The organism is Pseudomonas sp. MS01C9, from assembly GCF_058202755.1.
In genome coordinates this window covers 5894103-5915345 of record NZ_CM177073.1, presented here as the reverse complement: position 1 = coordinate 5915345, position 21243 = coordinate 5894103, and the positions used below count along the sequence as shown (strand labels likewise).

The window sequence follows — 21243 nt, the reverse complement described above, 5'->3', positions numbered from 1 at the left end:
GGCTGTCGGTTCCGTGTCCGACACGCCTCGCAGCCCCGGCCAGCCCCGCTCCCGCAGGGTTGCGCCGGGTCCGCCTGGGCAGGGCCTGGGGAGCGTGGTCGTGTCCGGCAAGCCCCTTGCAAGTGAGGGTCGAAGGCGCAGCGTCGCCGACGGGCTGGCTTGATCTGAGACAAGGCCGGTCTGCGGCGATAGCCGATCATTCGAACCCTGATTTGTCGTACCTCCCTGGCGAGCCAGATGAGGCAAAGGAGTGGTGTATGCAAGTGCTCGACCGTCGCAAGGCCATGGCCATCCTGCCGTTGTGGCGCCTGGCGTTCCGGCCGTTTTTCCTGGCCGGCTGCGTGCTCGCCCTTGTGGCGATACCGTTGTGGCTGTCGGTGTTCACAGGGCACCTGTCGGCCTGGCAGCCGGCGGGCGGCTGGTTGGCCTGGCACCGTCATGAGCTGCTGTTCGGCTTCGGCCTGGCGATCATCGCCGGGTTCCTGCTGACGGCGGTACAGACCTGGACGGGGACGCCGGGGCTCAGCGGCAGGCGCCTGGCGGCCCTGGCGATGGTTTGGCTGGGGGCGCGTCTGGCCTGGCTGGGCGCGGCACCCTGGCCGTTGCTGCTGGTGTTGGAGCTGGGATTCGCCGTGGCGGTGGCGGCCTTGATGGGCAGCATGCTGTGGCGCGTGCGGCAGAAGCGCAATTACCCGGTCGTGCTGGTGTTGCTGTTGCTGGCCGCGGCCGATGGGTTATCCATCTATGGCCTGGCCCGGCATGACGACGCTCTGCAGCGCCAGAGCGTGCTCACTGGCCTGTGGCTGGTGGCGGCGATGATGGGGTTGATCGGCGGGCGAGTCATTCCGTTCTTCACCCAGCGAGGCCTCGGCCGGGTAGAGGGCGTTGCCCCCTGGCCGTGGCTCGACTGGCTGCTGCTGGCGGGGTCGGCATGGGTGGCGCTGCTGTACGCGTTCGGCACGGCGCTGACCGTCAACCCCGTGTGTGGCCTGCTGTTCGCCGGGCTGGCGGTCGGGCACGGAATTCGTCTGGTGCGTTGGCATGATCGGGACCTGTGGCGGGTCCCGCTGCTGTGGTCGCTGCACCTGGCCTATGCCTGGCTGGTGCTGGCTTGCCTGGGCATGGCGCTCTGGCATTTCGGCGTGCCGCTGAATCCGAGCCTGGCGGTGCACAGCCTGAGCATCGGCGCCATGGCCGGGTTGATCCTGGCGATGATCGCACGGGTCAGCCTGGGCCATACCGGGCGACCGCTCGAGCCGCCGTCGGGCATGACCCTGGCGTTCATCCTGCTCAACCTCGCCGGCCTGAGCCGCGTGTTGCTGGTGATGGTGTTTCCGTTGGCCGCCCTTTGGCTGGCGGGACTCTGCTGGACGCTGGCGTTCGGGCTCTATGCCTGGCGCTACGGTCCGATGCTGTTGCAGGCCCGGGTGGACGGGCATCCGGGATGAGTCCTGCGGACGGAGGCGAACGATGATGTATGGGGTCTTGCTGGTCACGCATCTGTTGGCGGCCATCGCCTTCATCGGCACCTTGTTTTTCGAGGTGTGCATCTGGCACGCGGCCCGCCGGCCTCTGGCCGAAGGTGCACGGGAGGCTGCCGAGCAGGCCATCGCCCGACGCTCGCGCCATGTGCTGCATGGTGTGGTGCTGTTGCTGTATGGCGCCGGTATCGGCCTGGCCTGGCAGCATCGTGGCGCATTGAGCCAGCCCTTGAGCAACAGCTTCGGCCTGCTGCTGAGCCTGAAGATCCTGTTGGCTTCGAGCATCATCGGACACTATCTGTTGCTGGCCTACTGGTTGACCCGTGGTCGGCTGAGCCCGTCGCGAGGCTGCTGGCTGCGGCGCAGTATCCTGGCACACATGGTGTTGATCGTGGTGTTGGCCAAGGCGATGTTCTATTGGCAGTTTTGAGCAGGGAGGTGAAGGCCAACACTGGATCCAGGAGGGGCCGAACAGGTTGAACGACATCAACCCCCTGCTGGAGCTCGCTTGCACAGGGGGCAATGCGCTGTTTGAGGGTCAGCGAGTCGGCTGCATCGCATTGACGAACAGCACGTTGTTCTCCAGGTGAATGTGCTGCATCAGGTCGTCCCGCAGCTCCACGAGCCCGCGGTACAGGGCGCGCCAGGTATTGCAGGCATCGGCTGGCGGGGTGATCTGGTCGGTGAGGTCCAGCATGATTTCCAGGGCTTCGCCGTGCTGGTCGTGTTCGTAGCGCAGCACCTGGATCGGCGCCGAGGCCCGATCACCGAGTCCGCCTTGCAGCATCGGGAACAGCACCTGTTCCTCCTTGAGCATGTGGCCTTCGAGTTCCTGATACAGGTCCTGCAGGTGGTCGGCCAGGCCGTTGGGGCACGTGGCGCGGGCGCCATGCACCTGTTCCACACGGCGAGCCAGGCGGATCAGTTCCGGCAACTGTTCGCGGTGGCGGGCATGATAGCGTTCCAGGATGTGGGCGATCAGGCGCTCCTGGGGTTCGTCGCGCCAATCATGGCCCGGCTCCCCGGCGGCCTGCAGCGTGCTGAGGGCGTCGGCGATCAGGAGCGGGTTCAGGCCCTTGACCAGGGCCGCTTCGCGCAAGGTCTTCTGTCCGCCGCAGCAGAAGTCGAGGTTGTAATGGTGAAAGGTGCGGGTGGCACCGGGAATGTCACAGGCCAGTTGGCCGAGGCTTCGTTCCAGCAGGTCGAGGTTCATCATGTTTCCTTGGGTTGAATCCCGGGAGGGACAGATGACCGGACGTTGCAGTCCGTGTGCCAGATTCAAGTTACTGAAAGGCAAAGGAAAATTTTTACAGGGGGTGATTATCACCCTGTTTGCAAGGGGTCAAACGAACCCTGGAGGGTACTCATTACCATGCTGCGTGAAAGCCTGGCCGCCGACCTGATCGTCGAGCTGCCCAATGCCGTGCGGTTGCAGCGTCTGGTGCAGACCCTGCGCGAATATTTCAACAGCGGTGCCGTGGCGCTGTTGCGCCTGGACGACGACAGCCTCCGGCCCGTAGCGACCGTGGGCCTGGTCCATGAGGCGCTGGGCCGCCGATTCGTGATTGCCCAGCATCCTCGGTTGGCGGCCATCATGGCGTCGCGCGAGCCCACCTGGTTCGAACCCGACAGTCGCTTGCCGGATCCTTATGACGGCCTGCTCGATCATCATGTGGGCGAGCCGTTGCCGGTGCACGATTGCATGGGTGTGAGCCTGTACGTGGAAGGGCGCCTCTGGGGTGCGATCACCCTGGATGCACTGCACGCCGGCACCTTCGACAGCCGGGCCCGGGAGGAGCTCAAGCGGTGCACCCTGCAAATCGAAGCGGCGGTACGGGTCACCCGGCTCGAACAGGAGAACCGCAGCCTGCGGGCTTCGCGCAGCGACCCCTCGGACCTGCGCCTGCCGGCCGAAGAGGGCGAAATCATCGGCCGCAGCGAAGGGCTGCAGCAGTTGCTCAACGAGCTGGACGTGCTGGCCGATTCCGAACTGCCGGTGCTGTTGCTGGGAGAGACTGGGGTGGGCAAGGAGCTGTTCGCCCGACGTCTGCACCGACTGTCCCGGCGCGGCCGCAAGCCGCTGGTGCAGGTCAACTGCGCGGCGCTGCCGGAGTCCCTGGCGGAGAGCGAGCTGTTCGGCCACGTCAAGGGCGCGTTCTCCGGCGCCACGACCGATCGTGCCGGCCGCTTCGACGCGGCCAATGGCGGCACGCTGTTCCTCGATGAGGTGGGTGAGCTGCCGTTGAGCGTACAGGCCAAATTGCTGCGCACCTTGCAGAACGGCGAGATCCAGCGCCTGGGCGCCGACAAGCCGCTGCACGTCGATGTGCGCATCATCGCCGCCACCAACCGGCATCTGCCCGACAGCATCCGCGACGGGCTGTTTCGCGCCGATCTGTACCACCGGCTTTCGGTCTACCCGGTACCGATCCCGCCCCTGCGCGAGCGCGGCCACGACGTGTTGATGCTGGCCGGGCACTTCCTCGAACTGAACCGCACACGGCTGGGCCTGCGCGGCCTGCGCCTGTCACCGGCCGCCGAGCAGGCGCTGCTGGCGTATACCTGGCCTGGCAACGTGCGTGAGCTGGAACACGTGATCAGCCGCGCGGCATTGAAGGAACTGAGCCGGGGCGCCAACCGCAGCCTGATCATGACCCTGGAACCCCAGGTGCTGGACCTGGATGTCAGCGCCAGCGTCGGCCCCGCGCAAGCCCGGCCGGATTCGCCCGCGCAGACGGACGACGCACCGTTGCTGCCCTTGAATGAAACCGTCGACGCTTGCCAGCGGCAGGCGATTCTCAAGGCCCTGGAGCGCTGCGGGCAGAACTGGGCCGGCGCGGCGCGGTTGCTGGAGGTCGATCCCAGCAACCTGCACAAACTGGCGCGGCGGTTGGGACTCAAATAGCGTTCACCGGGATCGTTGCATTCAACGCGAGCAGGTAGACCGCGCGCCGGCATTGACAACGATCAAGGCTTCCCCAGGCCACAAAATCCACACTGGGCCAAATCCAGAGTGGAACTCATTGCCATGCCCCTATCCCTGGCCGATATGCGCCGCCAATACACCCGCGATGGCCTCGACGAAGCCCAGGCACCGGACGAGCCGCTGGCCCTGTTCGAACGCTGGATACAACAGGCCCGCGACACCGAAAGCCCGCCGGTGGAAGCCAACAGCATGATCCTGGCAACGGTCGACCCGCAGGGGCGGCCCCATGCCCGGGTGCTGTTACTCAAGGGCTTCGACAAGGATGGCTTTGTGTTCTTCGGCAACTATGACAGCGCCAAGGGGCGGGACCTGGCGGTCAACCCCTGGGCCGCCATGACCTTCTTCTGGCCGGGCCTGGAGCGGCAGGTACGCGTCGAAGGGCAGGTCCACAGGCTCGACCCGGTGCTGTCGGACGAATATTTCCACTCCCGCCCCATGGCCAGTCGCATCGGCGCCTGGGCGTCGCCGCAAAGCGCTCCATTGGAGGGGCGCTTTGCGCTGGAGGCCTCGCTGGCACAAGTCCGAGAGCGTTTTTCGGACCAACCGGTGCCGCGTCCCGAGCACTGGGGTGGCTACTGCCTGTGCCCCGAGCGACTGGAGTTCTGGCAGGGCCGCGCAGACCGTTTGCATGATCGTCTCGATTACCGTCTGCGAGCGGGCATCTGGCAACGCAGCCGCCTCGCACCCTGAGTGCCGGGGGAGGTACCTCCAACGAGGAATAGGCCCGGCGAGGATTGCAGTTCAGGCTGGGCCATCTTTTCTCAAAGGACGGCTGATCCCAATGGCCCATCTGACGCAACGCCACTTTCAACCCTTGAACATCGCGGTGCTGACCATCAGCGATACCCGCAGCCTCGACACCGATACGTCCGGCCAGACCCTCGTCGATCTGCTGCACGCGGCAGGGCACGTGCTGGTCGACCGAGGGCTGGTGAAGGACGACATCTACCAGATCCGTGCCCGTGTCTCGCAATGGATCGCCGCGCCTGATGTGCAAGTGGTGCTGATGACAGGCGGCACCGGTTTCACGCCAAGGGACAACACGCCCCAAGCGGTACTGCCCTTGCTGGACAGGTTGGTGGACGGCTTCGGTGAGCTGTTTCGCCAGGTGTCGCTGGCGCAGATCGGCATGTCCAGCCTGCAGTCCCGGGCGTTGGCCGGCATGAGCAACGGTGTGCTGGTGTGCTGCCTGCCTGGCTCGCCGGGCGCCTGTCGGACCGGCTGGGAACAGATCCTGGTGGGGCAGTTGGACAGCCGCACCGGCCCCTGCAATTTCACGCCTCACCTCAAGCCCCAGGAAGGGAGTGCCCCGACGGCTTGCGAGACACGCTCGTGAGCGGCGGGGGATGCGCCCACGCCTGTGACAGCGGCGTGCTGGTGCCAGTGGACGAGGCGATCCGTCATCTGCTCGACCAGGCCCCGCCGCCGCCGGCCATGCAACAGGTTGCCCTGGGCCAGGCGTTGGGCCGGGTGCTGGCCCGCGACGTCATCTGCCCCATGAACGTGCCGACCTGGGACAACAGCGCCATGGACGGCTACGCCCTGAGGGCCGCTGACTTGCCCGATGGCGGTGGCTATCTGGCGCTGGCCGGGCGAATCGCCGCCGGCGATGAGCCGGGAATGCCATTGAGGGAAGGGCAGGCGGTGCGGATTTTCACCGGTGCGCCGCTGCCGCCCGGCGCTGACACGGTGGTGCCCCAGGAAAGCTGTCGGGTCGAGGAGGCGCGCGTCTGGTTGCCCTCGGTCAGGCGCGGCGATCACGTTCGCAAGGAGGGCGAAGAGCTGCGCCAGGGCGAACGCCTGTTCACCGCCGGCACGCGCCTGCGTGCCCAGGAACTGGGGCTGCTGGCCGGCGCCGGGATCGCTCATGTGCAGGCCTATCGCCCCTTGCGGGTGGGCCTGCTCAGCAGCGGCGACGAGTTGCGAGAGCCGGGGGAGGCATTGGCGCCCGGCCAGATCTACAACAGCAACCGCCACAGCCTCGCGGCGCTGCTGAGAGGCTGGGGTGTCGAGGTGCATGATTTTGGCGTGATGCCTGATCGGTTGCAGGCCAGCCGGCAGGCCCTGGGCCTGGCCGCTGGCGAATGTGACCTGCTGCTGACTTCGGGAGGGGTGTCGGTGGGCGAGGAGGACCACCTCAAGCAAGCTATCGAAGCCCTGGGCAACATCGACCTCTGGCGCCTGGCGATCCAGCCGGGCAAGCCCCTGGCGTTCGGCGACGTGATGGGCAAGCCCTGGATCGGGTTGCCGGGCAATCCGTCGGCGGCACTGGTGACGGCGTTGATCGTGGTGCGTCCATTCCTGTTCCGGGCCCAGGGCCTGGCCGAGGTGCTGCCCGTCCCGTTGCAGTTGCCAGCCGGTTTTGACTGGCAGCATCGCAACAGGCGCCGGCAATACCTGCGCGCCAGGCTGGTCCCTGACGCCAACGGCCACCTGAGCGTGGTGCTGCATCCGCAGCAGGGCTCGGCCATGCTCGCCGCCGCCTGCTGGGCCGACGGACTGGCGGTGGTGGAACGCGATGCCCTGGTGCATCAGCACGACCGGGTGATGTACCTGCCGTTCGCCGCGCTGATGCATTGACGGCAATTGATTGCCGTCAAGGTGCTCGTCCGGGGGCTGGCTAGACTGGGCGACGCTGTCAGTTCTTCCATGAGGATGCCCCATGCAACTGGTTTGCCCGGCAGGTAACCTGCCTGCCCTCAAAGCGGCGGTGCGCCAAGGCGCCGATGCCGTCTATGTCGGCTTTCGCGATGACACCAACGCCCGGCATTTCGCCGGGCTGAACATGGACGACAAGCAATTCGATGCCGCTGTCGCGCATATCCGCCAGCACCAGCGCAAGCTGTACGTGGCGGTCAATACCTACCCTCAGCCCAAGGGGTGGGAGCGCTGGCAGCGGGCGGTGGATCGGGCCGCCGATTTCGGTGTGGACGCCCTGATCGCGGCCGACCCCGGCGTGCTGGGCTACGCCAGCGCGCGCCATCCACAGTTGGCGCTGCACCTGTCCGTACAGGGTTCGGCGACTCACGCCGCGGCCCTGGCTTTCTACGCCCAGCGCTATGACATTCGCCGTGCCGTGCTGCCGCGGGTGCTATCCCTGGCCCAGGTGCGGCAGGTGGCGGCGAGCAGCCCGGTGCCCATCGAGGTCTTCGGTTTCGGCAGCCTGTGCATCATGGCCGAGGGTCGCTGCCATCTGTCCTCCTACATCACCGGCGAATCGCCGAACCTGTGCGGCGTCTGCTCGCCCGCCAAGGCGGTGCGCTGGAGCGAAGATGCCCAAGGCTTGAGCGCCCGCCTGAGTGAAGTCCTGATCGACCGCTACACCCCTGAGGAACCGGCCGGCTATCCGACCCTGTGCAAGGGCCGTTTCCTGGTGGGGGGCAAGCGCTTCCACGCCCTGGAAGAGCCCACCAGCCTGGATACCCTGGACTTGCTGCCGGAACTGGCGGCGGTCGGCGTCGAAGCCGTGAAGATCGAAGGTCGCCAGCGCAGCCCGGCCTACGTCGAACAGGTGACCCGGGTCTGGCGCGCCGCGCTGGATGCACACCAAAGCGCGCCGCAACGGTTCAGGGTTCGTGAAGAATGGCGCCAGGTGCTGGCAGGCTTGTCGGAAGGCAGCCAGACCACCCTGGGCGCCTACCACCGATCATGGCAATGAGGGAGGCCCGATGAAACTCAGCCTGGGACCGGTCCTGTTCTACTGGGACAAAACGCAACTTGGAAACTTCTATGCCGAGATGTCGGCGTTGCCGCTGGATGTGATCTACCTGGGGGAAACCGTCTGTTCGAAACGCCGGGCCTTCTCCCTGGATCAATGGCTGGGCCTGGGCCGTGAGCTGCAGGGATGCAGCCAGGCGCAGATCGTGTTGTCGAGCCTGACACTGATCGAGGCGGCGTCGGAGCTTTCCACCTTGCGTCGGCTGTGCGACAACGGCCAACTGCTGGTGGAAGCCAACGACATGGGGGCGGTGCAGTTTCTGGCCGAGCGCAAGCTGCCGTTCGTGGGCGGCCCGGCGCTGAACCTGTACAACGGTCACGCCCTGGCGCAACTGCTCGACAGCGGCATGCTCCGTTGGGTACCCCCGGTGGAGTGCTCTGCCGCGCTGATCGCCGATGTGCTGGAGCAAGTGCGGGAACTGGACCGTGAGCTGCCTGAGGTCGAGATCTTTTCCTATGGGCATCTGCCCTTGGCCTATTCGGCCCGCTGCTTCACCGCGAGAGCGGAAAACCGGCCCAAGGACGACTGCCAGTTCTGCTGCATCAACTATCCCGACGGCCTGGCCCTGAGCAGCCAGGAGGGGCAGTCGCTGTTCACCCTCAATGGCATCCAGACGATGTCTGGGGAGCCCACCAACCTGTTGGCCGATTACAACGCACTGATGGCCTGTGGCGCGGATGTGCTGCGCCTGAGTCCACGGGCCCAGGGCATGGCCGACGTGGTCCGGGCCTTCGACAGGGTTCGCCAGGGCGAGGCGCCGCCGCTGTTCGTGGAAGGCTGCAACGGTTACTGGCACGGCCAGGCCGGCATGTTGAAAGTAGAGGAGGCGGGACTGTGCTGAATCCGAAGAAGTGGTTGCTCAAGGGTGCCGACCGACTGCTGCCGCTGATGGGCAGGGTTCCCTTCGTGGTGCAGCGCCTGGCATTGCAGCAGGCCCTCAATCGCTGCCTGGCCGAGCCGCTGCGCGACGGCGGGTTCGATGTGCTGCGGGGGCGCTGGTTGTGCCTGCGGATTCCCGACCTGAAGTTGTGCTGGTACCTGACCTTGGGTCGCGATGGGTTGTGCATCGCCGAGCGGGCGCAAGCCCAGGTCACCATCAGCGGCAACTGGCGCGAGTTCCTGTTGCTGGCCAGCCGCCAGGAAGACCCCGACACCCTGTTCTTCCGCCGGCGACTGGTGATCGAGGGTGACACCGAACTGGGGCTGGCAGTGAAGAACCTGATCGACAGCCTCGATCCGGAGGTATTGCCGCCGTGGTTGTGGCGCAATCTGGAGCGGGCGGGCAAGGGCTTGGCGACCGTTTAATGAAGCCTTCGAGCGCGTTGCCCCTGGTGTATTCCTGCTCCGGTTGCTCCAACGTTGCGCAACTGGCAAACAACGTGGCCCTGCGCCTGGACCGCGCTGGTCTGGCCGAGATGTCCTGCATCGTCGGGGTCGGCGGGCATGTGGTGCCGCTAGTCAACAAGGCTCGCTCGGGGCGGCGGATCATTGCCTTGGATGGCTGCCCGTTGCAATGCGTCCAGGCGTGCTTGCAGCAGCACGACCTGGAAGCGGATGTGCACGTGATCCTGAGTCAGTTGGGCTGGCGCAAGCGTTTCGGGGTCGAGTGCTCGCAAGAAGAGGGCGATGCGCTGTTCGAACGGTTGATACCGATGATTGGTGTTGATGATATCGATGGGCCGAGCGGCGAGTAAAAGGCCCATACACCCCCTGCGGCGAGAGGATTTATCCCCGCTGGGCTGCGAAGCAGCCCCAAAGCCTGAGCCTGCGGTGTATCAGGCGGTTGAGGGGGGCGCTGCGCCCCCAGTGGGGATAAATCCTCTCGCCACAGGGGGAGGGGATGCCTTGCGTAGAGGATTCGCAGCTATTGCTGGTAATCCGCCAGCGCTTCCTCGGCCAGGATTCGAATGTTGCGTCGCTCCATGGCGATCAGCCCGGCGTCCACCAGGCGATGAAGAATGCGCGAAAAGGTCTCCGGCTGGATCCCCAGCTTGGAGGCCACCAGACGCTTGGATACCTGGAGCACCAGACGACCATCGCGTGGGTCGCGTTCCTGCAAGAGGAAATTGATGACCCGCCGGCTGGCGCTGGCCAGGGTCAGGTTGTCGATGTCCCTGAGGCGCTGATGCAGGTGCACGCTCATGCTCGCCAGGATCGCCAGGCAGACCTTGGGCTGGTCTTCCAGGGCCTTGCGGTAATGGGTGCCCTCGATACTCACCAGCACACTGTCCTTGAGCGCCGACGCGCTCACCGGGTAGCAGCGGGCCTGGCTGAACAGCAGGGCTTCGGCGAAGGTCTGGCCTGGCTGGATGATCTCCACCAGGTTTTCCTGGCCTTCGCCGGTGACCCGGAACAGCTTGACCTGGCCGCTGACCAGCAGGAAAAACCGCTTGGCCGGGTCGCCCTGGTGCATGAGCGTGCTGTTGCAGGCCAGGCGCTTGAGCACCGCCAGGCCGCACACCTCCTCGAAGACACGCTCCGGCAGCTGGCTGAACAGGTGATGACGGCGCAACAGTAGGACGATGGAAGGGTGGGTCAACATGGCGTACCTCCGCGTACCGCCATGGTAGGGCCGGTAGCCTCTTCGGCCTATGCCTCGGCAGGCCTACCTCCGAAGAGGGAGACATCCTCCCGGTACCCATATCGGGTGTGTTGCCGTCATCGCCGACAGGCCCGCTTGCTTGCCCCGATCCGTCCCGCCCGGGATTTTCCGGGATCGAAAAAACGACATGAAGCTTTCATGACAAAAGTTCGGTAGCACATCGCCATTCCCGTCATGCCTGTGTGACGTGTTCGAGAGGGCCTTCGAGGCCTTTCGGAGCCGGGGCGCGAAGCCGGGAGCGAGGCGATGGGAACTATGGAACGTTATTCGAAAGTGGGCATGCAGGAGCTCGACCAGCGGCTGTCGAAAATCGTCGAGGCGGCGCGCAAGCAACCGGTCTCGGTGTATCGCTATGGCGCGCCGTGGGTCTGGATCGTTTCCCAGGATGACTGGCAGGGCGCACTCAAGGAAGTGTCCAGCTACATCCCGCAGGGCCATTCGCTGGTCCTGCTGCGACCACAGATCGACGATCTGCTGGACGAGCATCGTGACGTACTGCAAGGCCTCAACGCCGATGCCGGGATGCGGATCGCACCCCAGACCGCCATGCACATTCTCTTGCTGCAACTGCTCTATTCGGTGCCCAGCGAGCGGCAACTCTACGAGCAACTCAATTACAACCTGCTGTTCCGCTGGTTCGTCGGCCTGGACCTGAACCAGAAGGTCTGGAACTTCAACGTCTTGAGCAAGGACCTCGCCACGCTGCTGGACGATGCGCGAGCGGTGCGGCTCATCCAGAAAATCATCGGTGAAGTGTTCTGTGGCGCCTTGCTGCAAATGCCGGAGTTCTCCTTGAACTTCGCGTTGCTGCACACCTGGCTGGCCCGGCACGCCACGACATCGACAGCCAGCAATTGAGCGGTACTTTGAATTCAGGGGGTGGTGTGGAGCATTTCTTCAAGTCACGGCCGGCGCTGTGGGGCTGGCTGTTGCTGGCCGTCGGCGGGCCATCGGCCTTCGCTGCGCAGGAAGGATCCCAGGCTGAGGCGACGCCGGCCCGCCTGGTGGACGTGAACGAGTATTTCGTGCGCGGCAACACAGTGCTCGATGCCCGGTCCATCGAGGAAGCGGTGTACCCGTTTCTCGGTCCGCAAAAGACCTTGAGCGATATCGAAGGCGCCCGGGAGGCCCTGCAGAAGGTGTATCAGGCCCGCGGCTATCAGTCGGTGTTCGTCGAACTGCCGGAGCAGAAAGTGGAAGACGGCATCGTCTACCTGCAAGTCAGCGAGACCAAGGTCGGCCGGGTGCGGGTGGTGGGGGCCAGGCACTACTCCCCGGTGGAAATCCGCGAAGACGTCCCGGCTCTCAAGGAAGGTGAAGTGCCGGATTTCGCCAGGGTCCAGGCACAGCTGGCGCAGTTGAACAAGACCCCGGGGCGCCAGGTGATGCCCCTGGTCCGCGAAGGCCAGCGGCCCGGCACCATGGATGTGGATCTGCAGGTGGAGGACCAGGATCCCTGGCAGGCCAGCCTTGGCCTGAACAACGACTACAGCGCCGACACCGAAAAACTGCGGACAGTCGCCAGCCTGGGCTACAACAACCTCTGGCAGCTGGGCCACAGCGTTTCGCTGACTTTCTTCACCGCGCCCCAGGACACCGACAACGCCAAGGTCTGGTCGGGGTCCTACACCGCGCCGTTGGACGAGCGCTGGAGCGTGCAGTTCTCCGGCTACCAATCCGACAGCAACGTGGCCACCGTCGGCGGCAGCAACGTGCTGGGCAAGGGGCATTCCTACGGGGTCTCGGCGATCTACAGCCTGCCGTCCAGCGCGGCCTGGGCCAATACCTTTTCCATCGCAGTGGATTTCAAGGATTTCGACGAGGAGTTGAGCCTGGGGGGCGCCAGCGACAAGGCACCGCTCAAATACGCGCCATTCACCTTCGCCTACAACGGGCTTCGCTACACCGAAAGCAGCCAGTTGGGTCTTGGCCTGAGCCTGGTGGCGGGCACACGCAGCCTGCTGGGCTACGGCAGTTCCGACGAAGACTTCGATTACAAGCGCTATCGAGCCAGTCCCAGCTTCGCGGTGCTCAAGGGCGACGGCAACTACACCTTCACCTTCGCCGGCGATTGGCAGAGCGCCTCCAAGGCCGCTTTCCAGCTGGCCTCCGGGCCGCTGGTTTCCAACGAGCAGTTCTCCGCCGGAGGCGCCACGTCGGTACGCGGTTACCTGGCAGCCGAGCGCACCGGGGATGACGGCTACCTGCTGTCCCAGGAGTTGCGTACCCCGTCCATGGCGAAGTTCCTCGGCAGCTATGTCCAGGAATGGCGCTTCTACGCCTTCGCCGAGGGGGCGCAGTTGTACCTGCGCGACGAACTGCCCGACCAGGAGGCCGACTACAGCCTGGCCAGCGTCGGCCTGGGCACCCGGGCGAGCTTGAGCAAATGGCTGTCCGGCAGCCTCGACTGGGGCTTTGCGCTGCTCGACGGACCGAACACCACGAAACAGGAATCACGCCTGCACTTCAACCTGCAAGCGACGTTTTGAACCCAGGAGTCATGTCCATGCAACGCATACTGTTATCCCTGCTGATCTGCCTGGGGCTGGTGCTTCCGGCGACGGCCAACGCCTGGTGGCAGGACGATTGGCACTACCGCAAACAGATTTCGGTGGACACCACGCCCCAGGGCGCGGCCATCGCCCAGGCCCTGGGGCGCACCGCGCTGCTGGTGCGGCTGCACACCGGCAATTTCACCTTCGACGGCGTCAAGGAAGACGGTTCGGACCTGCGCTTCGTCAGTGCCGACGACAAGACCGTGCTCAACCACCAGATCGAGAGCTTCGACCCGTTGATGGGCATGGCGCTGATCTGGGTCGATGTGCCGAGCGTGGAGGGCGGCCAGCGCCAGGACCTGTGGATGTACTACGGCAACCAGAAGGCAGCGGCCACCGGCAGCGGCCAGTTGACCTTCGACCCGGACTACACCGCGCTGTATCACTTCGACGGCGCCACCGGCGTGCCGCCCCGGGACACCACGGCCTATGGCAACAATGCCCAGGGCGCGGTGGGTACCAGCATCGATGGCGTGGTCGGCCGGGCGCTGCAATTCAACGGCCAGCCGCTGCTGTTGCCGGCCAGCCCGTCACTGCAACACAACGCTGGCGCGGCGTTCACCTTCAGCACCTGGTTGCGCCAGGACCAGGCCAGCGGCGAACAGGTGGTCCTGGCCCGGCGCGAAGCGGCTGCCAACCTCCTGATCGGGGTGAACCAAGGGGTACCGTTCGTGGCGGTCGATGGCCTGCGCGCTGTCTCCACCCAGCCACTGAACCCAGGGCAGTGGCAGCACCTGGCAGTGACCGCGTCCGGGGATCGGATCGTGCTGTACGTCAACGGCCGTGAGACCGCGAGCCTGGCGGCGCCGATGCCGGTGTTCAATTCGCCCATCGCCCTGGGGGCCGATGTTGCCGCCGGTGCCCTGGCGCCTTTGAGCGGCGCCATGGATGAGGTCCGCCTGTCCAAGGTCGCCCGTGCGGCACCCTTGCTGCTGGCCGATGCCAATGCCCAGGGCGCCGAGTCTAAGCTGGTGGCCTATGGCGTGGATGAGGAGCAATCCGGCTTCGGTTTCGGCAGCCTGGGCTTTTTGCTCAACGCCGTGCCCCTGGACGCCTGGGTGATCATCGGGGTGCTGGTGCTGATGATGTTCCAGTCGTGGATCATCATGATCCGCAAGAACCGCATGGTCAGTCGCCTCAGCGCGGCCAACACGGCCTTTCGCGAGCAGTTCGCCCGGGTTGGCACGCGCCTGGAGATGTTCGCCGATGATCAGGAGCTCGCCCAGCGCCTGCAACATTCCTCCCTGTGGCGCCTGTACCTGGTGGCGGTGAAGGAAATCCGCACCCGCCGCGAACAGGGCGCCGATACCTCGTCGGTGTCGGCGGCCACCATCGAAGCGATCCGCTGTTCCATGGACGGCGTGCGTACCCGCGAGAACCAGGCGCTGGGTTCGAAACTCTCGACCCTGTCCAACGCCATCGCCGGCGGCCCCTACATCGGCCTGCTCGGCACCGTGCTGGGGATCATGGTGGTGTTCCTCGGCACGGCCATGGCCGGTGATGTGAATATCAATGCCATCGCCCCGGGCATGGCCGCGGCACTGCTTGCCACCGCCATGGGCCTGTTCGTCGCGATCCCCGCGCTGTTTGGCTACAACCGCCTGATCACCCGCAATAAAGAAGTCAGTGCCGACATGCGGGTGTTCGTCGATGAATTCATCACGCGCCTGGCGGAGATGCACGGGGAAGGGCAGTCCGGCGAAGCGGCCCATCGCCGGGATCACCACCACCCAAACCAAACGTCCGTACCGGCCTGAGGGAATCGCGATGGCTAGCGTAAATGCTTCGCACGATGACGACGATGACGCCGCGGTGGACAGCATCAACATCACGCCCCTGGTGGACGTGCTCATGGTGGTGCTGGTGATGTTCATCCTCACGGCCACGGCCCAGGTGTCGGGCATCCAGATCAACCTGCCCAAGGCCAGTGCCTCGGTGTCTCTGTCGGAAGCCAAGACCAAGGCGATCTCGGTGAACGATGGCGGCCAGGTGTTCCTCGATGCCTACCCGGTGACCCTGGCGGAACTGGAGGAACGCCTGCGCATCGAGAAGGCCCAGAGCCCCGATTTTCCGATCATCGTGCGTGGTGACGCCACAGTGCAGTACCAGAAGGTCATCGAGGTGCTGGATCTGTTGCGGCGCCTGGAACTGTCCCAGGTCGGTCTGGTGACCGGCAAACCGAGCCAGGGCTGACCATGACCGCCAGACTCCCCATCGATCCGCCCCCGGTGAAGACCTCGCCCTGGCGCCTGCTCAAGTGGGCGGCGGGCCTGGCGCTGGGCGCCCTGGCGGCCTGGCTGCTGTGGCAGTGGGCCAACGACATGAGCGGCGTGCGGCGCGAGGCGCCGAAGGTCCCGACCATCATTGCGCTGCCGCCCCCACCTCCACCCCCACCGCCGGAGAAGCCCAAGGAACCGGAGCCACAGGTGGAGGAAAAGGTGGTGGAGCCCGAGCCCACCCCGGAGCCGGAGGAGGTCAAGCCTGAAGAGCAGGCCCCGCCTTCGCCGGTGGACGACCTGGCGAACCCGATGCAGATGGACGGCGAGGCCCAGTCCGGCAACGACGCTTTCAATATCGGCGCCGGCAAGGGAGGTGGCATGGCCGGTGCTGGAGGCGGGCGCCTGGGCAACGGTACCTACAGCCAGTTCCTGGCCTTCACCTTCCAGCGCCTGCTGCGGGAGAACCCGCAGCTGCGCAGCCTGGCGTTTTCCCTACAGGCTGACGTCTGGCTGAGTGCCGTCGGCGAGATCACACGGGTCGAGCTGGTCAAGTCCAGCGGCAATCGGCAAGTGGATGAACAAGTGATTTCGGCCCTGCGCGCCTCACCTCATCTGAGCGAGCGGCCACCGGCTTCCCTGACATTGCCCGTGCGCCTGTCCTTGCAAGGGCGGCGTCCGGGTTAACCGAATGCTTGAAAGTTTGCCAACAGGAGTTGTGTGCAGATGATTTCCAATGTGAATCGATTGTCGTGGAGGGTCGGCCTGGTAGTCCTGGGTCTGGCCGGGCAGGCGGTCGCCGCTGCGGCGCCCTCGGAAAACGCCACGATCAATCTGATCCGCCTGCTGGTGCAGCAGGGGGTACTCAAGCAGGACCAGGCCGATGGGCTGATCGCCCAGGCCGAGCGCGAAGCCGTGCAGGCCCGCCAGGCCGCCACGGCGGTGGCTGCGGCACCGGTGGGGGCGCCCGGGGACGTACGGGTGCAATACGTGCCGAACATCGTTCGCGAGCAGATCCGCGATCAGGTGAAGGCTGAAGTCATGGCCACCGCCAAGCAGGAGAACTGGGCCCAGCCCAACACGTTCCCGGACTGGGTGTCACGCATCAGCTTCGATGGCGACATTCGCCTGCGTGACGAGTCGCGCTACTACTCGGGCAACAACAGCAACGAGATCGTCGACTTCGCCCGGCTCAATGACAAGGGACCGTACGACGTCAATCCCAACAGCAGCTCCAGCCTGCCGCCCTTGCTCAACACCCGCGAGGATCGGGAAAACCTGTTCCGCCTGCGGGCGCGCCTGGGGATGAAGGCGGTGATTGCGCCGCAATGGACCGCCGGCATCCGCATCGGTACCGGTTCGGACAATAACCCGGTGTCCACCACCCAGACCCTGGGCGGTGGCTTCGGCAAGAAAGACATCTGGCTCGATCAGGGCTACCTGACCTGGAAGGCATCGGATGAACTGACCCTGACCGGGGGGCGGGTTGCGAATCCGTTCTTCTCCACCGACATGCTGTATTCCGGCGATCTGAATTTCGATGGGGTGGCGGCGATCTTCAATCGCAAGCTCAATCGGGACTGGGGCCTGTTCGGCACCGTCGGCGCGTTCCCGGTGGAATACACCAATGACACCAGCACCAGCAATGGCACGGACAAGGAGGAGAGCGACAACAAGTGGCTCTACGGTGCGCAACTGGGGGCGAACTGGGCGATCAACGACAGCAACCGGGTCAAGGGTGCGCTGGCCTATTACCGCTTCGACGACATCGAGGGCAAGCGCTCCTCGCCGTGCCAGCCGTGGGCCGGTGACCCCGGGTGCGACAGCGACGGTTCTCGCGTGGCTTTCATGCAGAAGGGCAACACGGTGTTCCTGCTGCGCGACATCACGCCCAACCCGCTCAACCCGTCCACCACGCCCCAGCCGCAATACGTCGGCCTGGCGTCGGAGTTCAACCTGCTGGACCTGAACCTGGTCTGGGATGCCGACCTGCCCGAGGACTTGAAACTGCGCAGCCAGGCCAACTACGTACACAACCTGGGCTACGACGAAGGCGAGATGCGCAAGCGTTCCGAAGGCCAGTTCGCCAACAACCTGGACGAGAGTGGCGAACTGGAAAGCGGCGCCAACGCCTGGATGCTCCAGTTCACCCTGGGCAGCGCCCTGGAGCTCAAGCGCGAGGGCGACTGGAACCTGTTCGCCGGTTACAAGTACATCCAGCCGGATGCCTTGCCGGACGGTTTCAACGACTCGTCGTTCCATTTGGGCGGCACCAACGCCAAAGGCTACTTCCTCGGTGGCAACTACGGCCTGGCCAGCAACGTCTTCGCCACCGGCCGTTGGTTGAGTGCCGAGGCGGTGTATGGCGCGCCCTACGATATCGACGTTCTGCAGCTTGAAATCAACACGCGCTTCTAAGCGCAGGGAGGCTTCATGAAAAGGCGAGCCATGGGTTCATGCCCAGCCGCGTTGCTGGTGCTGGGCCTGCTATTGAACAGCGGTGCCCACGGCGAGGGCCTGGAGGAACGGCTGCGGGCGCAACTGCGCAGCACCACGGCCCAGTTGCAAGCCCTGCAAAGCGAGCAGGCCCAGGCCAGTGCGGCCCGACAGGCGGCCGAAGGCCAGGCCAGGGAGGCCCAGGCGCAGGTCAAGCAATTGACCGCGCAACTGAACAAGGCCCAGGCCTTGAACGAACAACTGGCCGGGCGCCAGGAAAGCCTGCAGAGCCAGGCCCAGGCCCAGGTGGCCGCCAGCAATGAGCAGATCGGCAAATTCAAGAAAGCCTACGACGAGCTGCTGACCCTGGCCCGTGGCAAGGAGGCCGAGCGCGCCCGCCTGGAGGCCCGTCTGGCCGAACGTGACACACAAGTGCAGCAATGTTCGGTCAAGAATCAGCAGATGTACGAAGTCGCCCAGTCGTTGCTGCACGCCTATGAAACCATCGACGTCACCGATGTCATGAAGATTCGCCAGCCGTTCGCGGCCAAGGCCCGGGTACGTTTCGAAGAGCTGGCCCAAGGGTTTGGCGACGATCTCTACAAGAACCGTTTCGACGCCCCCCAGGCCTCGATTACTCATTGAAAGCAAGGATGGACCGAGCATGACTTCATTGATTGAACACGTTTCCCCGACATCGCTGACCGAGCTGTTGCAAAGCGCCGGTTACCGGGTCAACGAAACGGAGCAGAACGGCATCGTGCAGCTGCTCAGCGCCAGCCAGGGTATCGGCTTCGCGGTACGCTTCGGCAATCCGACGCCCACTGCGGGGCAGTACCTGGACTTCACGTTCAGCTGCGCCTTGCGGGTCCAGGGCGAGCTGCCGGCCGGGCTGGCCGAGCTGTGGAATGCCTCGCGGCGCTTTGCCCGGCTGTCGGTGCAGGGCGAGTTCCTGGTGATGGAGATGGACGTGGTGGTCGCCGCCGGCGTCAGCGGCGATCACCTGCGCAGCCACCTGGAACTGTGGGACCGTCTGTTGCAGGAGTTCATCGTCTACCTGCGCGAGTACAGCCAGAACGCGGCGCGCCTGCAGGCTTCGGCCGAGGCATCGGTGGAGGAGGCCAGCGCATCGTGAGAAAAACGATCTTCGCGGTTCTTTTTGCAGCGGTGGCCCTGGTTGCGGTGGCCGTGGTGCAAGGCCTGCGACCGGGCAACGATCCGGTGGCGGCGGTGCAGGACGCCAGCGTCATGCCCGCCGACGGGCCGAGCCTGGCGCGCTTGGGCAATCAGCAGGTCAGCCCCGACGAGCTCAAGGCGCTGCTGGCCGCCCTGACACCGCAGGTCCGCGAGCAGATGCGCGGTAACCGGGCCGCGCTGGAGAGTTGGATTCGGGCGCGGCTGGCGGAAAAGGCCGTGCTGGAGCAGGCCGATGCCCAGGGTTGGCGACAGCGTCCGGACGTGGAGCGCCAGACCCGGGCGGCCACCGAGCAGATCGTGTTTCGCGATTACCTGCAATCGGTCAGCCAGGTGCCGGCCGGCTATCCCAGTGAAGAAGAGTTGAAACAGGCCTACGATGCGGGCAAAGCCAACTGGACGATGCCGGCGCTGTATCGGGTGAGCCAGATCTTCCTGGCGGCGACCGAGCCGCAGACCTTCGAAGCGGTGCGTCGGCAAGCCATCGAACTGAGCAGAAAGGCCCAGGCGTCGCCGGCGGAGTTTGCCGCGCTGGCGAACCGTTTTTCCCAGGATCGTGCCACTGCCGAGCGAGGCGGGGACAGCGGTATGCAGCCCTTGCAACAACTGCTGCCGCAAGTGCGCGAGGCGGTGGCGCGGTTGAAGGTGGGGGCGGTTTCGGATCCGGTGCAGAGCGCGGCGGGGTATCACGTCATCAAACTGACCGAACAGCAGCCGGCCAGGGAAGCCACCCTGGACGAAGTTCGCGGGCAACTGACCCAGGCGCTGCGCGCGCAACGCCAGGAACAGATCGCCAAGGCCTACCTGGATGGCATGCTCGATACCGCGACCCTGAGCATCGACGGCGCGCAATTGAGCAAGGTGCTGGAGGAGGTGCGTTAACCTCGGCCCGCCATGGGTGTGAGCACCTTTGTGATGTGAACACTTTTGTGGCGAGGGATCGATCCCCTCGCCACAGGGCGCTGCGCTGTATCGGGAACGCCAGCGCAGCTCAACGTATTCGTAGAACCGACAGGGAGTCACCCATGACCTTCATCGAGCCCGCAGGACCGCAGGCCATCACCGCTTATCGCGCACCGCTGCGCGCGCCCGAACCCTGGCTGGCCCTGGCCGGCGACATCGACCCCCAGGTGGCCCAGTGCTTCCTGGTGAGCGCCCGTTGTGGCTGTTTCATGCAGGCGGCTCGCAGCCTCAATGTCAAGGCGACCTGGCTGCGCAAGCAACTGATGCAGCTCGAGGCACGCCTGCAGCGCTCCCTGTTCAACTTCCAGGGCAGCGCCCTGACCCTCAGCCGGGAGGGGCGCCAGTTGCAGTCCCGGCTGAAGGCACTGGCCGATGAAAGCTCGCCACCCTTGCTGGACCAGCCATTGGTGCGCCTGGCGGTGGCCGAGTCGATCCTGCATGACATCCTGGGGCGTGACCTGATTGCGTTGTTGCGCCGCAATGCCAGTGCGCGGTTGCAAATCATCACCCTGGACAGTGAACTGGCGCTGCAAGCCGTCAGTGCCGACCTGGTGTTGTGGCTGAGCGACCCACTCGGTTCAGTGCCCGGGCCGAGCTTTCCCACGCTGCCGCCCGAGCATCTGGCGCGGCTGGACTACCTGCCTCACATCGCCAAGCGATATTCGCGGCCGGCAACCCGGCCGGGCTGCCTGGGCGACCTGAACGACTACATGCTGGTGCAGTGGCAGGCGGACCGGCAGCCGGACAGCTTCGCCCCGTGGAACACTCTCCTGGAACAGCGTCGGGCCGGCGTGGTGCAGGTGCAGTCCTATGAGCTGATGCTGGAAATGATTCGCTGCAGTGCCTGCATCGGCCTGTTGCCGCAGTATATGAGCCACTTCGACCGTGGCCTGGTGGCCTTGCCGGGGTTGTTCGACGTGCCGATGCAGCGCCACCTGTGGATGGCCGTCGGCACCCAGGGCCGGCAGACCCCGGAAGTGCGCATGCTGGTGGAGATGATTCAACACGCGCTGTACGAGCGCAGGGATTGGTTCCAGGCGTGATCGCCACTCCTGGCGGTGATGGTGTTGCTGACGATGCCAGCGGTGCCGC

The 21243-nt window shown here is 65.3% G+C and carries 22 protein-coding genes; 20 read left to right on the top strand and 2 right to left on the bottom strand.

Annotated features, from left to right (window positions below; translation table 11 throughout):
• Window positions 1-257: 257 nt before the first annotated feature.
• Window positions 258-1448, top strand: coding sequence for an NnrS family protein (locus AC1M7R_RS26495; protein ID WP_072432087.1), 1191 nt, complete (start codon window positions 258-260; stop codon window positions 1446-1448).
• Window positions 1449-1470: 22 nt separating this feature from the next.
• Window positions 1471-1911 (top strand): hypothetical protein, encoded by a 441-nt coding sequence (locus tag AC1M7R_RS26490; protein ID WP_072432086.1) that lies wholly within the window; start codon window positions 1471-1473, stop codon window positions 1909-1911.
• Window positions 1912-2019: 108 nt separating this feature from the next.
• On the opposite strand, the gene ytfE is transcribed toward AC1M7R_RS26490, so the two are convergent.
• Window positions 2020-2694, bottom strand: a complete 675-nt coding sequence (gene ytfE / locus AC1M7R_RS26485; RefSeq protein WP_072432085.1) for an iron-sulfur cluster repair protein YtfE — start codon at window positions 2692-2694, stop codon at window positions 2020-2022.
• A 159-nt stretch (window positions 2695-2853) separates the two neighbouring features.
• On the opposite strand from ytfE, the gene norR reads away from it, so the two are divergent.
• From norR to AC1M7R_RS26445, 8 genes are all read left to right on the top strand, one after another.
• On the top strand, window positions 2854-4386 hold the full coding sequence (gene norR / locus AC1M7R_RS26480) for a nitric oxide reductase transcriptional regulator NorR (RefSeq protein ID WP_072398785.1): 1533 nt from the start codon (window positions 2854-2856) through the stop codon (window positions 4384-4386).
• Between the two features lie 123 nt (window positions 4387-4509).
• The gene (pdxH, locus tag AC1M7R_RS26475; RefSeq protein ID WP_072398784.1) at window positions 4510-5157 is read left to right on the top strand and encodes a pyridoxamine 5'-phosphate oxidase; all 648 of its coding nucleotides are present in this window, start codon (window positions 4510-4512) and stop codon (window positions 5155-5157) included.
• A gap of 91 nt (window positions 5158-5248) precedes the next feature.
• Window positions 5249-5803 carry a molybdenum cofactor biosynthesis protein B gene (moaB, locus tag AC1M7R_RS26470; RefSeq protein ID WP_072398783.1) on the top strand — a complete coding sequence of 185 codons (555 nt, stop codon included), beginning with the start codon at window positions 5249-5251 and terminating at the stop codon, window positions 5801-5803.
• Window positions 5785-7047, top strand: coding sequence for a molybdopterin molybdotransferase MoeA (locus AC1M7R_RS26465; protein ID WP_490610126.1), 1263 nt, complete (start codon window positions 5785-5787; stop codon window positions 7045-7047). Before moaB ends, AC1M7R_RS26465 begins: the two co-directional genes overlap by 19 nt.
• An 82-nt stretch (window positions 7048-7129) precedes the next feature.
• Window positions 7130-8125 carry a ubiquinone anaerobic biosynthesis protein UbiU gene (gene ubiU / locus AC1M7R_RS26460; RefSeq protein WP_072398781.1) on the top strand — a complete coding sequence of 332 codons (996 nt, stop codon included), beginning with the start codon at window positions 7130-7132 and terminating at the stop codon, window positions 8123-8125.
• Between the two features lie 10 nt (window positions 8126-8135).
• Entirely contained in the window at window positions 8136-9026 is an 891-nt protein-coding gene (locus tag AC1M7R_RS26455) for a U32 family peptidase (RefSeq protein WP_072398780.1), read from the top strand.
• Complete coding sequence (gene ubiT, locus AC1M7R_RS26450) at window positions 9020-9490, top strand: ubiquinone anaerobic biosynthesis accessory factor UbiT (RefSeq protein WP_072398779.1); 471 nt, start codon at window positions 9020-9022, stop codon at window positions 9488-9490. The genes AC1M7R_RS26455 and ubiT overlap by 7 nt, the downstream gene beginning before the upstream one ends.
• A complete protein-coding gene (locus AC1M7R_RS26445; protein WP_072432083.1) occupies window positions 9490-9879 on the top strand; it encodes a putative zinc-binding protein in 390 nt (129 codons plus the stop codon). Before ubiT ends, AC1M7R_RS26445 begins: the two co-directional genes overlap by 1 nt.
• 170 nt (window positions 9880-10049) lie before the next feature.
• Here AC1M7R_RS26445 and AC1M7R_RS26440 read toward each other — a convergent pair whose 3' ends face one another.
• Window positions 10050-10727, bottom strand: a complete 678-nt coding sequence (locus AC1M7R_RS26440) for a Crp/Fnr family transcriptional regulator (RefSeq protein ID WP_072432082.1) — start codon at window positions 10725-10727, stop codon at window positions 10050-10052.
• A 315-nt stretch (window positions 10728-11042) separates the two neighbouring features.
• On the opposite strand from AC1M7R_RS26440, the gene AC1M7R_RS26435 reads away from it, so the two are divergent.
• The 10 genes from AC1M7R_RS26435 to AC1M7R_RS26390 all read left to right on the top strand — a co-directional run bounded on the left by AC1M7R_RS26435 (window position 11043) and on the right by AC1M7R_RS26390 (window position 21194).
• A complete protein-coding gene (locus tag AC1M7R_RS26435; protein ID WP_072398776.1) occupies window positions 11043-11645 on the top strand; it encodes a transposase in 603 nt (200 codons plus the stop codon).
• Window positions 11646-11671: 26 nt separating this feature from the next.
• A complete protein-coding gene (locus AC1M7R_RS26430; protein ID WP_072432081.1) occupies window positions 11672-13276 on the top strand; it encodes a ShlB/FhaC/HecB family hemolysin secretion/activation protein in 1605 nt (534 codons plus the stop codon).
• A 17-nt stretch (window positions 13277-13293) separates the two neighbouring features.
• Complete coding sequence (locus tag AC1M7R_RS26425; RefSeq protein ID WP_072432080.1) at window positions 13294-15099, top strand: DUF2341 domain-containing protein; 1806 nt, start codon at window positions 13294-13296, stop codon at window positions 15097-15099.
• Between the two features lie 10 nt (window positions 15100-15109).
• The gene (locus AC1M7R_RS26420) at window positions 15110-15535 is read left to right on the top strand and encodes an ExbD/TolR family protein (protein WP_072398773.1); all 426 of its coding nucleotides are present in this window, start codon (window positions 15110-15112) and stop codon (window positions 15533-15535) included.
• A 2-nt stretch (window positions 15536-15537) separates the two neighbouring features.
• Window positions 15538-16245 carry a TonB C-terminal domain-containing protein gene (locus AC1M7R_RS26415; protein WP_072398772.1) on the top strand — a complete coding sequence of 236 codons (708 nt, stop codon included), beginning with the start codon at window positions 15538-15540 and terminating at the stop codon, window positions 16243-16245.
• Between the two features lie 39 nt (window positions 16246-16284).
• On the top strand, window positions 16285-17976 hold the full coding sequence (locus tag AC1M7R_RS26410) for a putative porin (RefSeq protein WP_490610125.1): 1692 nt from the start codon (window positions 16285-16287) through the stop codon (window positions 17974-17976).
• 15 nt (window positions 17977-17991) lie between these two features.
• On the top strand, window positions 17992-18639 hold the full coding sequence (locus AC1M7R_RS26405; protein WP_072398770.1) for a DNA repair protein: 648 nt from the start codon (window positions 17992-17994) through the stop codon (window positions 18637-18639).
• Window positions 18640-18658: 19 nt separating this feature from the next.
• Window positions 18659-19129, top strand: a complete 471-nt coding sequence (locus AC1M7R_RS26400) for a YbjN domain-containing protein (protein ID WP_072398769.1) — start codon at window positions 18659-18661, stop codon at window positions 19127-19129.
• On the top strand, window positions 19126-20070 hold the full coding sequence (locus AC1M7R_RS26395) for a peptidylprolyl isomerase (RefSeq protein WP_072398768.1): 945 nt from the start codon (window positions 19126-19128) through the stop codon (window positions 20068-20070). Before AC1M7R_RS26400 ends, AC1M7R_RS26395 begins: the two co-directional genes overlap by 4 nt.
• Window positions 20071-20213: 143 nt before the next feature.
• Window positions 20214-21194 carry a LysR family transcriptional regulator gene (locus tag AC1M7R_RS26390; RefSeq protein ID WP_072432076.1) on the top strand — a complete coding sequence of 327 codons (981 nt, stop codon included), beginning with the start codon at window positions 20214-20216 and terminating at the stop codon, window positions 21192-21194.
• Window positions 21195-21243: the final 49 nt, after the last annotated feature.

What these genes read in the sequence shown, in the direction of transcription:
- AC1M7R_RS26455 (WP_072398780.1), top strand. Translation starts at nt 8,136, where the DNA reads ATGAAACTCAGCCTGGGACCGGTCCTGTTCTACTGGGACAAAACGCAA.
- AC1M7R_RS26495 (WP_072432087.1), top strand. Translation starts at nt 258, where the DNA reads ATGCAAGTGCTCGACCGTCGCAAGGCCATGGCCATCCTGCCGTTGTGG.
- AC1M7R_RS26410 (WP_490610125.1), top strand. Translation starts at nt 16,285, where the DNA reads ATGATTTCCAATGTGAATCGATTGTCGTGGAGGGTCGGCCTGGTAGTC.
- AC1M7R_RS26490 (WP_072432086.1), top strand. Translation starts at nt 1,471, where the DNA reads ATGATGTATGGGGTCTTGCTGGTCACGCATCTGTTGGCGGCCATCGCC.
- AC1M7R_RS26425 (WP_072432080.1), top strand. Translation starts at nt 13,294, where the DNA reads ATGCAACGCATACTGTTATCCCTGCTGATCTGCCTGGGGCTGGTGCTT.
- AC1M7R_RS26400 (WP_072398769.1), top strand. Translation starts at nt 18,659, where the DNA reads ATGACTTCATTGATTGAACACGTTTCCCCGACATCGCTGACCGAGCTG.
- AC1M7R_RS26415 (WP_072398772.1), top strand. Translation starts at nt 15,538, where the DNA reads ATGACCGCCAGACTCCCCATCGATCCGCCCCCGGTGAAGACCTCGCCC.
- AC1M7R_RS26420 (WP_072398773.1), top strand. Translation starts at nt 15,110, where the DNA reads ATGGCTAGCGTAAATGCTTCGCACGATGACGACGATGACGCCGCGGTG.
- AC1M7R_RS26405 (WP_072398770.1), top strand. Translation starts at nt 17,992, where the DNA reads ATGAAAAGGCGAGCCATGGGTTCATGCCCAGCCGCGTTGCTGGTGCTG.
- AC1M7R_RS26445 (WP_072432083.1), top strand. Translation starts at nt 9,490, where the DNA reads ATGAAGCCTTCGAGCGCGTTGCCCCTGGTGTATTCCTGCTCCGGTTGC.
- pdxH (WP_072398784.1), top strand. Translation starts at nt 4,510, where the DNA reads ATGCCCCTATCCCTGGCCGATATGCGCCGCCAATACACCCGCGATGGC.
- AC1M7R_RS26440 (WP_072432082.1), bottom strand. Translation starts at nt 10,727, where the DNA reads ATGTTGACCCACCCTTCCATCGTCCTACTGTTGCGCCGTCATCACCTG.
- AC1M7R_RS26435 (WP_072398776.1), top strand. Translation starts at nt 11,043, where the DNA reads ATGGAACGTTATTCGAAAGTGGGCATGCAGGAGCTCGACCAGCGGCTG.
- ubiU (WP_072398781.1), top strand. Translation starts at nt 7,130, where the DNA reads ATGCAACTGGTTTGCCCGGCAGGTAACCTGCCTGCCCTCAAAGCGGCG.
- AC1M7R_RS26390 (WP_072432076.1), top strand. Translation starts at nt 20,214, where the DNA reads ATGACCTTCATCGAGCCCGCAGGACCGCAGGCCATCACCGCTTATCGC.
- norR (WP_072398785.1), top strand. Translation starts at nt 2,854, where the DNA reads ATGCTGCGTGAAAGCCTGGCCGCCGACCTGATCGTCGAGCTGCCCAAT.
- ytfE (WP_072432085.1), bottom strand. Translation starts at nt 2,694, where the DNA reads ATGAACCTCGACCTGCTGGAACGAAGCCTCGGCCAACTGGCCTGTGAC.
- moaB (WP_072398783.1), top strand. Translation starts at nt 5,249, where the DNA reads ATGGCCCATCTGACGCAACGCCACTTTCAACCCTTGAACATCGCGGTG.